At 28.7% G+C, this 13383-nt stretch carries 13 protein-coding genes and 1 tRNA gene; 9 read left to right on the top strand and 5 right to left on the bottom strand.

Annotated elements, in window-relative coordinates; genetic code table 11:
• Positions 1–86: 86 nt before the first annotated feature.
• A complete protein-coding gene (locus tag Q0V24_RS05140; protein ID WP_297519238.1) occupies positions 87–1214 on the bottom strand; it encodes an AI-2E family transporter in 1128 nt (375 codons plus the stop codon).
• A gap of 27 nt (positions 1215–1241) precedes the next feature.
• The gene (locus tag Q0V24_RS05135; RefSeq protein ID WP_297519236.1) at positions 1242–1766 is read right to left on the bottom strand and encodes a DUF4364 family protein; all 525 of its coding nucleotides are present in this window, start codon (positions 1764–1766) and stop codon (positions 1242–1244) included.
• Between the two features lie 115 nt (positions 1767–1881).
• Between Q0V24_RS05135 and Q0V24_RS05130 the strand changes: the two genes are divergently transcribed.
• The 3 genes from Q0V24_RS05130 (at position 1882) to Q0V24_RS05120 (ending at position 4138) form a co-directional block, all read left to right on the top strand.
• Positions 1882–2634, top strand: a complete 753-nt coding sequence (locus Q0V24_RS05130) for a polysaccharide deacetylase family protein (protein WP_297519234.1) — start codon at positions 1882–1884, stop codon at positions 2632–2634.
• Between the two features lie 149 nt (positions 2635–2783).
• Positions 2784–3464: a single-stranded DNA-binding protein gene (locus Q0V24_RS05125; protein WP_297519232.1), complete on the top strand. Its 681-nt coding sequence runs from the start codon at positions 2784–2786 to the stop codon at positions 3462–3464.
• A 143-nt stretch (positions 3465–3607) separates the two neighbouring features.
• Positions 3608–4138: a cob(I)yrinic acid a,c-diamide adenosyltransferase gene (locus tag Q0V24_RS05120; protein WP_297519229.1), complete on the top strand. Its 531-nt coding sequence runs from the start codon at positions 3608–3610 to the stop codon at positions 4136–4138.
• A gap of 55 nt (positions 4139–4193) precedes the next feature.
• Here the strand turns inward: Q0V24_RS05120 and dapB are convergent, their stop codons facing one another.
• Genes dapB through Q0V24_RS05105 form a run of 3 tightly spaced genes read right to left on the bottom strand, consistent with a single transcriptional unit; the run spans position 4194 to position 6863 of the window.
• A complete protein-coding gene (dapB, locus tag Q0V24_RS05115; RefSeq protein ID WP_297519226.1) occupies positions 4194–4958 on the bottom strand; it encodes a 4-hydroxy-tetrahydrodipicolinate reductase in 765 nt (254 codons plus the stop codon).
• 23 nt (positions 4959–4981) lie between these two features.
• The gene (dapA, locus tag Q0V24_RS05110; protein WP_297519246.1) at positions 4982–5854 is read right to left on the bottom strand and encodes a 4-hydroxy-tetrahydrodipicolinate synthase; all 873 of its coding nucleotides are present in this window, start codon (positions 5852–5854) and stop codon (positions 4982–4984) included.
• A 25-nt stretch (positions 5855–5879) separates the two neighbouring features.
• Entirely contained in the window at positions 5880–6863 is a 984-nt protein-coding gene (locus Q0V24_RS05105) for an aspartate-semialdehyde dehydrogenase (protein WP_297519224.1), read from the bottom strand.
• A 172-nt stretch (positions 6864–7035) separates the two neighbouring features.
• Here Q0V24_RS05105 and Q0V24_RS05100 point away from each other — a divergent pair, with 172 nt between their 5' ends.
• From Q0V24_RS05100 to Q0V24_RS05075, 6 genes are all read left to right on the top strand, one after another.
• Complete coding sequence (locus Q0V24_RS05100; RefSeq protein ID WP_297519222.1) at positions 7036–7305, top strand: small, acid-soluble spore protein, alpha/beta type; 270 nt, start codon at positions 7036–7038, stop codon at positions 7303–7305.
• A 48-nt stretch (positions 7306–7353) separates the two neighbouring features.
• The gene (locus tag Q0V24_RS05095) at positions 7354–8091 is read left to right on the top strand and encodes a class I SAM-dependent methyltransferase (protein WP_297519221.1); all 738 of its coding nucleotides are present in this window, start codon (positions 7354–7356) and stop codon (positions 8089–8091) included.
• Positions 8092–8106: 15 nt separating this feature from the next.
• The gene (gene hslO / locus Q0V24_RS05090; RefSeq protein ID WP_297519244.1) at positions 8107–8994 is read left to right on the top strand and encodes an Hsp33 family molecular chaperone HslO; all 888 of its coding nucleotides are present in this window, start codon (positions 8107–8109) and stop codon (positions 8992–8994) included.
• Between the two features lie 98 nt (positions 8995–9092).
• Positions 9093–9166 (top strand) — tRNA-Cys (locus tag Q0V24_RS05085).
• 134 nt (positions 9167–9300) lie between these two features.
• Positions 9301–9966 carry a haloacid dehalogenase type II gene (locus Q0V24_RS05080; protein WP_297519219.1) on the top strand — a complete coding sequence of 222 codons (666 nt, stop codon included), beginning with the start codon at positions 9301–9303 and terminating at the stop codon, positions 9964–9966.
• Positions 9967–10204: 238 nt separating this feature from the next.
• A complete protein-coding gene (locus tag Q0V24_RS05075) occupies positions 10205–13369 on the top strand; it encodes a hypothetical protein (RefSeq protein ID WP_297519217.1) in 3165 nt (1054 codons plus the stop codon).
• The last annotated feature ends 14 nt before the right edge of the window (positions 13370–13383 follow it).

Genomic DNA, 13383 nt, shown 5'->3' with positions numbered 1-13383 from the left:
TAATCGAAAAACAAAAAAAAGGACATCGACATTGTAGTTTGTCGACGTCCTGAGACAGACTCATTATTGAGTCTGTCTTTTTATTATTATAAAGTTTTCTCTAGTTCATCTATTTCTGCTTTTTCTTTTTGTTTTAATTTATAATCAAAGTACCTATCTAGGTAATTTCTTATTAAAGCAGCTATCGGTACACTTATAAACATTCCAAGAAGTCCACCAACTCCACCTCCGACTGTAACAGCGAAGATTATAAGTAGAGGAGAAACTCCAACCTTATCTCCAAGAATTTTAGGTCCAAGATACCACCCATCAAATTGTTGAAGTAAGAAGATAAATATTAACACCCAAATAGCCATTGTAGGACTTACAAATAGAGTTAATACGAATGCAGGAACCATTCCAATGAAAGGCCCAAAGTAAGGTATCATATTAGTAATACCCACTATAAGTGCGATAAGTGCTGCAAATGGTGCCTGCATTAATAAAAGCCCAACGTAGCACATAATTCCAATAATAGTTGAATCTATTGTTTTACCAACAATAAATCTAGAAAATAAATAATTAGATTCACTTAAAAATTCTAATGTAAAATTAGATTTATTTGTTGGTAACATAGCATTTATCATTTTTTTAACAAAACCTATTAAAATATCTTTTTGAGATAACATATATATTGAAATAATGAACCCAAATATAAATTTAATAAATGATGATGTAAATGCAATAGTTTGCCCAACAAAACTTCCAGCAAGTGATGCAAATGCAGAACTAAGAGCTTTTATAGTATCTACAACTGATGCTTCAAGTTTTTGTGAAATTTCAGGAGAACTTTTATGGAACTCGCTAAAGAATTCATTAATAAAACTTTCTGCTGTATGCATATACGATGTTATGTTATCTGTAAGATCAGATAAACTATTAAATATAGTTGGAACTATAACAAGTATTAAGAATACAAACACTAATATTGTCACAATGTAAGTAAGTAGGATACTAAGTGATCTTTTCAGTTTCAATTTTCTTTCAAAAAGTAGCATAAGTGGATTTAGTAAATATGCTATTCCAAAAGCCCAAAAGAAAGGCATTAATATTGAAATAATATCAGAAAAGAATCCGCTGAAAATAAGTTCTATACTAAAAACGGCTTTAAGTATTAACGCAGCTATAATTATTATAGGTATCCAATTGAAGTGTAACTTAAATTTTTTTAACAAAAATTTTTCCCCCTTGTTGTAAAAAAATTACTCTATTAAAGCTTCCATTATTTTATTGTAAATTTCTGAAGAATTATTTTTCCATTTAGAGCATAATTCTTTTGCTTGGTTCTTTGTGGGAACACTAACATTTAGGTCAAGAAGAACATCATTTCCTTCTATAGCCTTTAAATTAACTGAAAACGAATCATTATTATCAGGAGTATAATCAGCAAAGATATTAAGCTCTCTTTTTATAGAGTCTATTTGCTCATAAAGATATTCATCAATAGATTTCATTTTCCCTTGAGATAATCTATCTTTGAATAATGATAAGACAGAGTCGCCTTTTCTTGTAAGAAGAACAAACTCCTTATTATTTTTTTCTTCTAATTTAATAAAATTAGATTTTTCAAGCTCTGCTATATATTGTTGAAGTGTAAAATAGTTAATAAAACTATGTTCTAGAACTATATCCGTAAGCTGTGCATTAGATATAGTATACTTTATAGATTTTATTATATATAAAAGCAAAAGCTTATTTTCTGCAAGTTCTACAGTGTTATCATACATCTTTTTTTCCTCCATAATTTTGATACAATACTTAAAATTATTATATCACATAATTAATAGTATAAGAAGAATATTTAAAAGTCAAAATAAGAGTAGAAAAGGAAGGTGTTAATAAATGATAAAGAAAAGAAAAAAACTATTAATATTAGGAATGATATTTTTATTTATCCTAATACAAGGTGTACCTGTATTTGCACAAGGAAAGAATTGTAAAAATAAGATTCCTATTTTTTCAGTGGTAACTGAAGAGAAAAAGATTGCGTTAACTTTTGATTTGAACTGGGCAGACCCAGAAGGAGTTTATGATATTTTAAATGTTTTAGACAAATATAATGTAAAAAGTACATTCTTCGTTATAGGGAAATGGGTAGAATACCCAGATGGTAATGATGTTAAATTAAGGGAAGTAGATAGAAGGGGACATGAAATTGCTAATCATAGTTATGAACATCCGAACTTTTTGCAAATAAACAGAAAACAAATTGCAAAAGAAATTGTAATGGCAGAAAAAATAATATATGATGTAACTGGAAAGAACAGTAAATACTTTAGATTCCCGTCAGGGGCTTATACAAGCGAGGGTGTAGAGCTTATAAATTCAATGGGGCTTACATCTGTGCAGTGGAGTAAAGATAGCCTTGATTGGAAAAATAAAGGTTTAGAGTTCGAACATAATAATGTTATGAGAGATATAAAATCTGGTGATATTGTTCTTTTCCATAATAATGGGAAATTCACAGCTACGAATTTGGATAAAATTATACCATTATTACAAAGTAAAGGTTATAAGCTAGTAACTATAGATGAAATGTTACATAAAAAGGAATTTTTTGTTGATGAAAACGGTAAACAATTCAAAATAAATTAACAATAAAAAGTTGAATAAATACCTTTATTTGTTTATAATGGAAAAGTAAAGAAATTTACAATTTAATACAAATGAATTAAATAAACACATCAAAAAAATAACCGATTACAAAATATTAAACACAAATGGGGAGAGGGGTTAAGATTAACATGGATGATTTAATGTTAAACAACAAGATTTATTTAGAGGGGATAATACTTTCAGAGATGGAGTATAGTCATGAAATGTATGGAGAAAAATTCTATACTTTTGATTTAGAGGTAATGAGATTAAGTGATTCAAAGGATAAGTTAAATATAACAATTTCGGAGAGATTAATAGCAGAATTTGACTTAGAGATTGGCAGACTTGTAGTTGTTGAGGGGCAACTTAGAAGTTACAATAAATTTGTTGGTGGAAGCAATAAACTGATATTAACAGTATTTGCTAGAAATATAGAAGAATGTATAGAAAGAAGTAAAAATCCAAATGAAATTTATTTAGATGGATTTATATGTAAAGAGCCAGTTTATAGAACAACACCTTTTGGTAGAGAAATTGCTGATGTATTATTAGCTGTAAATAGAAGCTATAATAAATCAGATTATATACCAACAATTGCTTGGGGAAGAAATTCAAGATTCTGTAAAAGTTTAGAAGTTGGAGATAACATTAAGGTTTGGGGAAGACTTCAAAGCAGAGAATATCAAAAAAGAATTTCTGAGACAGAAGTAATTAAGAAGATGGCTTATGAAGTATCTATATCAAAAATGGAAAAAGTAGCAGTGTCAGAAGAAGGCGTTGAAGAAGTTATAGAGGTTATAGAAAATCAAGAAGCAGAAATAATGTAATATTTATATAAAGACTGTCTGTAAAGGCGGTCTTATTTTTTTACTTAAATATTATGAAGTTTATGTGAGACTTATTAAGTGGTTAGTGAGTTATAGATATGTTATTATATTAAGTAGAAAAATGAAACTTAAAGGAGAAAAACATGCTTAAAGAAGGATATACTCAGGTTTACACAGGAGATGGAAAAGGAAAGACAACAGCAGCAATGGGGCTTGCATTTAGAGCCGCTGGTGATGATATGAAAGTTATTATAATACAGTTTTTAAAAGCATGGAAGACAGGGGAACTGGCTTCTATAGACAAAATAGATAATATTGATTTATTTAGATTTCAAACTACAAAGAAATTTACTTGGGATTTAAATGAGGAAGAAATGGTTAAGTATAAAATAGAGACAAGAGAAGCATATTTTTTTGCTATAGAATGTTTAAAAGAGAGAAAGTGTGATATTTTAATTTTAGATGAAGTTATGGGGGCAATTCATGGAGAATTTATAACTGAAGATGAAGTTGTTGAATTAATTAATTTAAAGCCTAATAATATGGAACTTGTTTTAACAGGAAGAAATGTACCAGATAAGGTAGCAGAAAAGGCAGATTTGATAACAGAAATGAAGCCTATAAAACATTACATGGATAAAGGTGTTAACGCAAGACTTGGAATTGAATTTTAAAATAAAAAGAAGAGTCTTATAAAAGTTAAATTTAACTTTTATAAGACTCTTTTTACTAGAATTCTAAGTTTAAGACATTATCCATGTCGTATTTTCCAGCTTCACTTATGTTTGCCATGTACTGTGCTGCTTTTAAAGCACCTACTGCAAATACATCTCTTGAGATAGCTTTGTGATTAATTTCTATAACTTCACCATCTCCAGCAAATATAACATCATGGTCACCTATAATTCCACCACCTCTTACAGTGTGGACACAGATTTCCTCTTTTTCTCTTTTATGAGTTCCTTCTCTACCATAGATAAGGTCAGTTTTTTCTTCTATTGCCCCTTGAATTGTATGAGCAAGTAAAAGAGCTGTACCTGATGGTGCATCAACTTTTTGGTTGTGATGCTTTTCTATGATTTCTATATCAAAGTTCTCATAAAGCATTGATGAAACTTTTTTAAGAATGTTATTAACAACATTTACACCAATACTCATGTTAGCTGATCTAAATAAAGGGATTTCTTTTGAAGATTCCTCTATAAGTGCTAAGTCATCTGGTGTATATCCTGTTGAACAAATTATTAGTGGTTTTTTTGTTTCTTTAGCAAAAGCTAATAATTTCTTAAGTGCATCTGCTCTTGAAAAATCAATAATTACATCAAAATCCACATCGCACTTTGCTAAATCACTAAATATAGGAAAGTCCCCATCAGTGCTATCAAGTCTATCAAAACCAGCTACAATTTCAACATTTTCAAATTTTGTTTTTGCTGAGTTTATTATAGTAGTTCCCATTTTTCCAAGGCAACCACTTAGTAATACTTTAACCATAAATGATTTTCTCCGATCTTATTTTATTTTAATAAGTTTTGTTTATTTAAAGCGTCTTTTAATTTATCAAAGTTAGAATCTTCCATATCACAAAGAGGTAATCTTAGGTCACCACAGTCTTTGCTAATTAACTTCATAGCAGTTTTAACTGGGATAGGATTTGTTTCTATAAATAAATTTTCTATAACATCTAAATATTGAAGTTGTAAGTCTCTTGACTCATTAACCTTTCCATCTAAATAAAACTGACACATATCGTGAGTTTCTTTTGGAAGAATATTAGCAAGTACAGAAATAACTCCTATACCACCAAGTGCTAATAAAGGAACAATTTGATCATCATTTCCTGAATAAATATCTATATCAGGACAAAGAGCTCTCATTTTTACTATTTGAGAAAAATCTCCACTAGCTTCTTTTATAGCAACTACATTATTTAAGACTGAAAGCTTTTTAAGCATATCAGGGCTTATATTCATATTTGTTCTTGATGGAACATTATAAAGAATAATAGGTGTTTTAACAGCATCATTTATTGCTTTAAAATGTGCAACAAGTCCTTTTTGAGATGTTTTATTGTAGTATGGTGTAATAACAAGTAAACCATCTACACCAGCATTTTCAGCAAAAATGCTCATATCAATAGATGCTTTAGTATCATTTGTACCAGTACCAGCAATTACGGGAACTCTACCATTAACAGATTTAACTGTTAATTTTATAACTTCCTTTTTCTCTTCAAGACTCATTGTAGTAGCTTCGCCAGTAGTTCCGCATACTAATATAGAATCTGTTCCATTTTCTATGTGCCACTCTATTAAATCTTTTAATTTATCAAAGTCAACTCCTGTTTTTGTAAAAGGTGTAACTAATGCAACACAGGATCCTCTAAAAATTGACATAAAAATACCTCCGAAATTATTATTTTATTAGAAGTTCAGCTATTTGAATCGTATTAAGAGCTGCTCCTTTTCTTATATTATCAGCAACAACCCAAAGATTCAAACCATTATCAAGGCTAAAATCTCTTCTTATTCTTCCAACATAAACATCATCTTTTCCATCACAGAATAGAGCGGTTGGGTAAATAAGATTATCAGGGTCATCCATTATTGTTATTCCTTTAGAATTTGAAAGAAGTTCTTTAACTTCATCTAAATCAAATTCTTTTTCGAATTCTATATTAATACTCTCACTGTGTGAGTTTATAACAGGAACTCTAACAGCTGTAGCTGTTATTTTTAAAGAATCATCATGTAATATTTTTCTTGATTCTTCAACCATTTTTATTTCTTCCTTAGTATATCCGTTTTCTAAGAATACATCTATATGAGGAAGTACATTTCCAGCTATAGGTTGGGGGAATTTTTTAGGTGCTTCACCTTTAACTCCATCTACAAGATCTTTTATACCTTGTACACCAGCGCCTGAAACTGCTTGATATGTTGAATAAACAACTCTTTTAAGTCCATATTTTTTTTGTAATGGCTTTAAAGCAACCATTGCTTGTATAGTCGAACAGTTTGGATTAGCAATAATTCCTGAGTGCAATTTAATATCTTCAGGATTTACCTCTGGTACTACTAAAGGAACATTTGGATCCATTCTCCAAGCACTACTATTATCAATAACTACGGCCCCATAGTTAACAAAGATAGGTGAAAAGTCAAGGCTAGTGTCACCACCAGCAGAGAATAGAGCAAAATCTATTTTCTTATCTTTAATATTATCCTCACAAAGTTCCTCTACAATATAATCATTTTCTTTGAATTTCATAATCTTTCCAGCAGATCTTGCTGATGCATATAGGTAAAGTTCTTTTATTGGGAAGTCCCTTTGTGCAAGTATTTCTAAAAACTTTCTGCCTACATTACCAGTAGATCCAACAACTGCAATATTATACAAAATAACCCCTCCTTAATTTATATATATATTAAATATAGTTCAAAACTACTGTAATTATCAAGTTTTATTGGGAAAAAGTTTGAAATAAGTACAAACTTTTTGAATAATAGAGTTCACTAATGGAAAAAATACATAAATATAATAGAAGAAATTAAAGGGGATTGATTTATTAATGAGTAAAACACCTTTAAAAAAAATAATAAAAGAAAAGATAAAATGTCATAAAGTATTAACAGAAGCTGAAAAACTTAGAGAAAAAATGAAGTATGAAATTGCAGAAGAACTTGGACTTACAGAAAAAGTGTATGAATTAGGATGGGGAGGTCTTACTGCAGAGGAAACAGGACGAATAGGTGGTGTAATGACAAAAAGAAAGAAAGAGAGACGAATACCAAGTAATGATGAGATTCTTGGAAGGAAGAAATTTATTGACGAAAAATAGAAAATATAATATGATAGTTAGTATTTAAGTGAAGAAGGAGAATCTGCAATGAGTAGTTATAATAAAATGGCAAAGGTTTATGATCAGCTTATAAATGAAGATATTAATTATAAGGAAATAGCTGAATATTTGTTAACAGTTGCAAAAAAAGAAAATGTAAAATTTGATAACTATCTTGACTTAGCATGTGGGACAGGAAATGTCGGGATACATGTTGGAAAAGAATTCAAAGAAAATTACTTTGTAGATCTTTCACCAGATATGCTTACAGAAGTAGAACAAAAGCTTAGAGATAATAAATTGAAGGCTAATATAATATGCCAAAATATGTGCGAGCTTGAACTTGGTAAAAAGTTTAACCTTATAAGTTGTGTTCTTGATTCTACTAACTACATATTAGATGAAGAAGATTTAAAAGATTATTTTAAAGGGGTTTATGATCATTTAGAAGATGATGGAGTCTTTGTTTTTGATATAAATTCTTATTATAAGCTTTCAGAAGTATTAGGAAATAACATATATAGTTATGATAATGAAGAAATTTTTTATACTTGGGAGAATATCTTTGAAGATGATATAGTAGAAATGAGTCTTACATTCTTTATAAGAGATGCATATCTGTATGAAAGATTTGACGAAATACATGAAGAAAGAGCATATCATGAAGATGAGATAGAGGACATTTTTAAAAGTGTAGGCTTTAAAATGATTTCAAAACATGAAGGGTATAGTTCAAATGAAGTAAAAGAAAACAGTGAGAGAATATTATATATTCTTAAAAGATAAATGGAGGCATAGATTATTATGGATAAATTAATAAAAGCAACAGCAAGTAATGGAATGATAAGAATAATAGGTGCTCAAACAACAACTTTAGTTAATGAAGCATCTAAAGCACATAGTTGTACACCAACAGCAGCAGCAGCACTTGGAAGAATGCTTACAGCGGGAGCTTTAATGGGTTCAGAACTGAAATCAGATAAGGCAGTTTTAACTATTCAAATAAAGGGTGGTGGTGATGCTAATGGTGTTACAGTAACTGCTTATCCAGATTCAAGAGTAAAAGGATTTATAGGAAATCCGAATGTTAATTTACCTTTAAATGCAGCTAATGGAAAATTAAATATTGGAGCAGCTATTGGTAAAGAAGGAATTCTGTCAGTAATAAAAGATCAAGGACTTAAAGAGCCATATGTTGGTCAAGTTCCAATATATAGTGGAGAAATAGCAGAAGATATAGCTTATTACTATACAGTATCAGAGCAAGTGCCATCAGCAGTTGCCCTTGGAGTTTTAGTAGATAAAGATCATAGCATAAAAGCTGCAGGTGGATATATAATTCAATTATTACCTGGTGCAGATGAACTTTTAGGTGATTTATTAACTTATAGATTAGAAGAAGTACCATCAGTGACAACTCTTATGTCTGAGGGAAAAGGAATTAAAGAAGTTTTAGAGATGATATTTGAAGGTATGGACCTTGTAATATATGATGAAGGTGTAGTTCCTAAATTCTCATGCGATTGTTCAAGAGAAAAAGTTGAAAAAGCTTTAATTGCAATTGGAAGAAGAGATTTAGAAGAAATATACGAAGAAGAAAAATCAGAAGAATTAAGATGTCATTTCTGTAATACAGGATATGTATTTACACATGATCAAATTGGTGGAATATTAAATAGTACAAAGTAATTAAAAAAATTAAAATTACTGTAACACATTAGTAGTTATAGTATAGTATATAGAGTAAAGAGTATAAAAAATCTTTTACAACATATACTATATTATAGGGCGCTATAGCCAAGTGGTAAGGCAGAGGTCTGCAAAACCTTCACCCCCGGTTCAAATCCGGGTGGCGCCTCCAATAAAAAATACACTTCACTAAGAAGTGTATTTTTTTTATTTAAATTAAGACGTTCTTCAATATTTAGTTGTATAGTTAAAATAGAAAAAGAAATCTAGTTAAATTTTTATAAAAAAGAAAGAAGGATGATTTTAATGAAAGATATAAAAGTATGTGTATTTGATGCGTATGGAACTTTATTTGATGTACACTCTGCTAGTAGAAAAATGAAGATGGATATAGGTGAGAATTATGAAGAATTTTCTAATCTTTGGAGAGCAAAGCAACTTGAATATAGTTTTTTAAGAGAAATAATGAATGAATATAAAAGTTTTTTTAGTGTAACAGAAGATGCATTAGTATATGCTATGAAAACATATAATATAAAGGTAGAATTAAAAGAAAATTTAATGGACTTATATAAAAAATTAGATGCATATAAAGAGGTTGAAAATGTTCTAAAGAAATTACAAGAAAGAGGGATAAAAACAGCGATACTTTCAAATGGTTCATATGATATGTTAAATGATGCAACTCAGACGTCTGGTATAAAAAAATATTTAGATGAAGTAATATCAGTTGAAGAAATAGAAAGATTTAAACCAAGTAAAGAAGTTTATGAAATGGTCAATAATAAATTTGGCATAAAAGATAATAAGAAAATAGTATTTTTCTCATCAAATGGATGGGATATAGCAGGTGCTACAAGTTATGGATTTAATACTATATGGGTTAATAGGTTTAATAAAGAGGTTGAAGAACTAGATTTTAAGCCGCGATTTATTGTTGAAAATTTAGAGGAAGCAATAAAGAAATTTTAAAAATTTTGATTTGAGTAAAATATAATAAAAGAAGTAATTTTAAAGCACAATAAAACTAATTTATTGCGCTTTTTTCTTTATAATTGAGTTAGGATTTTAAAGGGTTTTAAAAAATAAATAAAAAAATTTTAAGTTAAAATATCTTAAAAAAGAGTAAAAGAAAATAATATGCAATAATGCAAAAATATGGTAGAATTATGTTTGAATACATTTACGGTGAAAAGGGTGAGGGGTTTATATGAATACAAAATTGCAAAAATACTTAGATAGTTATAAGCGTTTTTACTTTAAGGGTGAGATTCAAAATGCTAGAACACAAAGTCTTTTAAATAAAAAAAGAATAAGTTTAGATTTATCAGAGGAAGAGGTTAAAACAGTAACAGAAGAATTATTAAAAAAATATAATCTTGTTGTTGAGTATACAGCTGATATAGTAGATGTAAACTATGGAAACATAGATTCAGATTTTATTTTAGATGATTTTGATAGAGAAGAAATTGAAGAGTTCTGGCGTGATATGGATGTACCTGATGAAGAAGGTGAACGTTGTTTAGAATTTGCCATAAATAATTATAAAGAGGAAAGTTCGAATGGTAGTCAAGAAGAGATGATAGCAACAAAAACATTTGAAGCAGCAAATAAAAATGCTAATAGTGTCCAAGGAAATGTTATTATTACAGAAGAAAAGCCAAAAGAGATTAACATAATAGATGATATCAGTAATAAATTTAATATAAGTAGTAAGGGACTTGTAAATTCATTTAACAAAGGAGTAACATCAACTGAGTTTAATAGAGATAATATACTTGGTAGATATAAAAATATAATTTCTAGAACTAAAGATAGTAGGATTGATAGTATGCAAGTAAGATTTTTGAATCTTGCAATATCATATGCTATTTCATTTGAACATGAAGTCTTTAGTTTAGATGATAGAAAAGAATTAAATGAAAATAATTTAACTAATATTTTTTATTCTTGTTATGAAGATTTTATAGAAGAGTTTATGCTTTGTATAAAAGAAAATGGATTTATACCTATAAGTGAAATTCCTAATTTTACTTTAGGTGAGATGTTTGAAGTTTCTAATATTAAGAAGTATACAAATTTCCTAGATGAAATTAATGAAGAATTAAATGAAGGTAAAAATGAAGAATTTGCTTGGATGCCAAAAGTTGCAATTCAATTTGAATCAGCTAAAGTTAATACTATAATAGGCAGAAAGACAAGTGATTATATCTTTAGAGTTTTACAGGAATGTAAAATTAAAAGAGTTTATGAGGGAAATATAGCAAATAAAGCATTTAAGGCTATTGAATTGTTAATAATTCAAATGATTGCTAATAGTACAAGTTATGCTATGTGTACTATAAAAAATCTTATAGATTCAAAAATAGATGGTAGGGCAGCCGAACTTTCAGCTTTAATTAAGGGTAAGGAAGATGCTATAAGTTATATATCTTCAGCAAAGTCTGTAAACAAAAATACTGACTTTGAGAGATATGTAGGCCTTGTTTTAGATGCACTTGTAGCTTATCCACATTATGAGGAAGCTCATTTAGAAATTATAAATATTATTGAGCCAACTGGTGAGGATGAAAAAATACTTTTAGATATAGCTTATGGGGTTGTAATGATTGCTGGTGAGAGCTGTACAAAAGTAAACCAGATGCTTATAGAACTTAATTCTAAGTTATATAATTCATCATTAGAAAGTTTAACAAATACAGATGCTGATTTTATAGAGCGTAGGAATTTATGTGAGAGCCTTAAAAAAAGATTTAAAATTACTGATATTAATACAATAGTTAAATGTGAACTTCAAACATTTGGACATGTTGTTAGTACAGTGAATTATTCAGAAGTTGAAGAAAGTTTAAGATTAGAGCTATATAAAAATGATATAATATCTCTTAAAAATAGAGATATTGAGTTAGAGGAAAAAGCACAAGCAGCTAAGGGACTTAGAGATTTGTATAAAATTTCTGATGATGAGGTTGTAATTGAAGTTGAGGTTAATAACTTTGGGATGATTTTCTCAGATGTTGATTTCCTAAAAGTTGATTATGAAATAAGAAAATCAATGTTTAAGTCTAGAATTGAAAAACTTGAGTATGAGAGAGATCAAGATTTATTAGAAGAGAAAATTATAGAATATAAAGGTAATTATAGAATAGATACTAAGTTTGCTATGGACCTTGAAATATCAAAGTTTGGTAGATGGTTTGGAGAATTAGATTTAACAGGTAAAGATGATGAGGAGTTAGAGAATTTTGTAAAGAAATTATCTAAAACAATAATGCTACTTAATCTTACAAATGAGAAGAAGAGTATACTTCTTAATCAGTTGAAAGAAGAAAGTGGATATAGCACAAAATATTTCTATGAAATTCAAAATAAAATTGGTAATACAGGACTTGCTTTAAATAATGAAGATACAATTGATATTGAATTTATAGAAAAAGCGCATGAACTTTATAAAAAATTCCCGAAAATAGTGTTAGAAGAAAAAATACTTACATCTAAAGAACCAGATTTTCATTGTGGAGTATTTATAAAATCATTCATAGATGTTAGAGAAGAGTTAAGAGATGAATCATTATTTATTCTTAGAAAATCTAATAATAGAGATGGTTTCCTTATAACATCAAAGGCAATTTATCATTCCTCATGGGATGTACCTATTTTATTAAAAGATATTAAAAGGATTATGTGGAAAGAGAAAAGTCTCCTTAAAGGTGGACAAAGATACTTTAGACCATATATTCATATAGCAACAGAAAATGAAGTTTTTAGATTTGATTTTGTTGGTTTTAGACAGATTGATGTCTTTATTAAATTCCTTATGGATTTTGTGAATGTCTATAAGAGTTTAAGAGGGGAAGAAATTTGTGGATATCAAAAAGTAAGTATAGCGGATTCATCACTTTCAGTACATGATATGCTAGAAGGTAATGAGTATATGGAGAAGTTTAATGGAGAAGATGACGATTTTGAAGACATCAAAACAGTTTATGATTTTGTAAAGAAAACTTTAAGCCCAGAACTTAGAAAGATGATAAAGTTACAAGATATGAATATAAGACTTGATAGTAAGATAAAGAATGCAATTGCAGCATATGCACCAATAGAACAAAATGAAGTGCCATTAGCGGCATTTGATAGTACATTGTTTAAATCAGGGAAGGAAGGATTCCTTCTTACAACAAAAGCAATTTATTGTAAGAATAAATTTGGTACGCCTTGGAAAGTTAGTCATAAGGATATGAAGTTTATAAAACTAGAGCAAGAAACTATTATATTTAATGATAAACAAACAACTATTGCATCTATTCCAGAGGTAGAGAGAATTGAATTTAGAGATTTATTAGAATTCTGTTCATTTGTATTTAAAACTCAATAATTAAGATAAACCCT

It is taken from the genome of uncultured Clostridium sp., assembly GCF_947039605.1.
Taxonomy (GTDB): Bacteria; Bacillota; Clostridia; order Clostridiales; family Clostridiaceae; genus Sarcina.
The sequence above is the reverse complement of the archived record's forward strand: the minus strand, read 5'-3'. Positions and strand labels throughout refer to the sequence as shown.

Coding starts and splice junctions, on each gene's coding strand:
- Q0V24_RS05135 (WP_297519236.1), bottom strand. CDS start 1,766: ATGTATGATAACACTGTAGAACTTGCAGAAAATAAGCTTTTGCTTTTA.
- Q0V24_RS05130 (WP_297519234.1), top strand. CDS start 1,882: ATGATAAAGAAAAGAAAAAAACTATTAATATTAGGAATGATATTTTTA.
- Q0V24_RS05125 (WP_297519232.1), top strand. CDS start 2,784: ATGGATGATTTAATGTTAAACAACAAGATTTATTTAGAGGGGATAATA.
- Q0V24_RS05120 (WP_297519229.1), top strand. CDS start 3,608: ATGCTTAAAGAAGGATATACTCAGGTTTACACAGGAGATGGAAAAGGA.
- dapB (WP_297519226.1), bottom strand. CDS start 4,958: ATGGTTAAAGTATTACTAAGTGGTTGCCTTGGAAAAATGGGAACTACT.
- Q0V24_RS05100 (WP_297519222.1), top strand. CDS start 7,036: ATGAGTAAAACACCTTTAAAAAAAATAATAAAAGAAAAGATAAAATGT.
- Q0V24_RS05095 (WP_297519221.1), top strand. CDS start 7,354: ATGAGTAGTTATAATAAAATGGCAAAGGTTTATGATCAGCTTATAAAT.
- Q0V24_RS05080 (WP_297519219.1), top strand. CDS start 9,301: ATGAAAGATATAAAAGTATGTGTATTTGATGCGTATGGAACTTTATTT.
- Q0V24_RS05075 (WP_297519217.1), top strand. CDS start 10,205: ATGAATACAAAATTGCAAAAATACTTAGATAGTTATAAGCGTTTTTAC.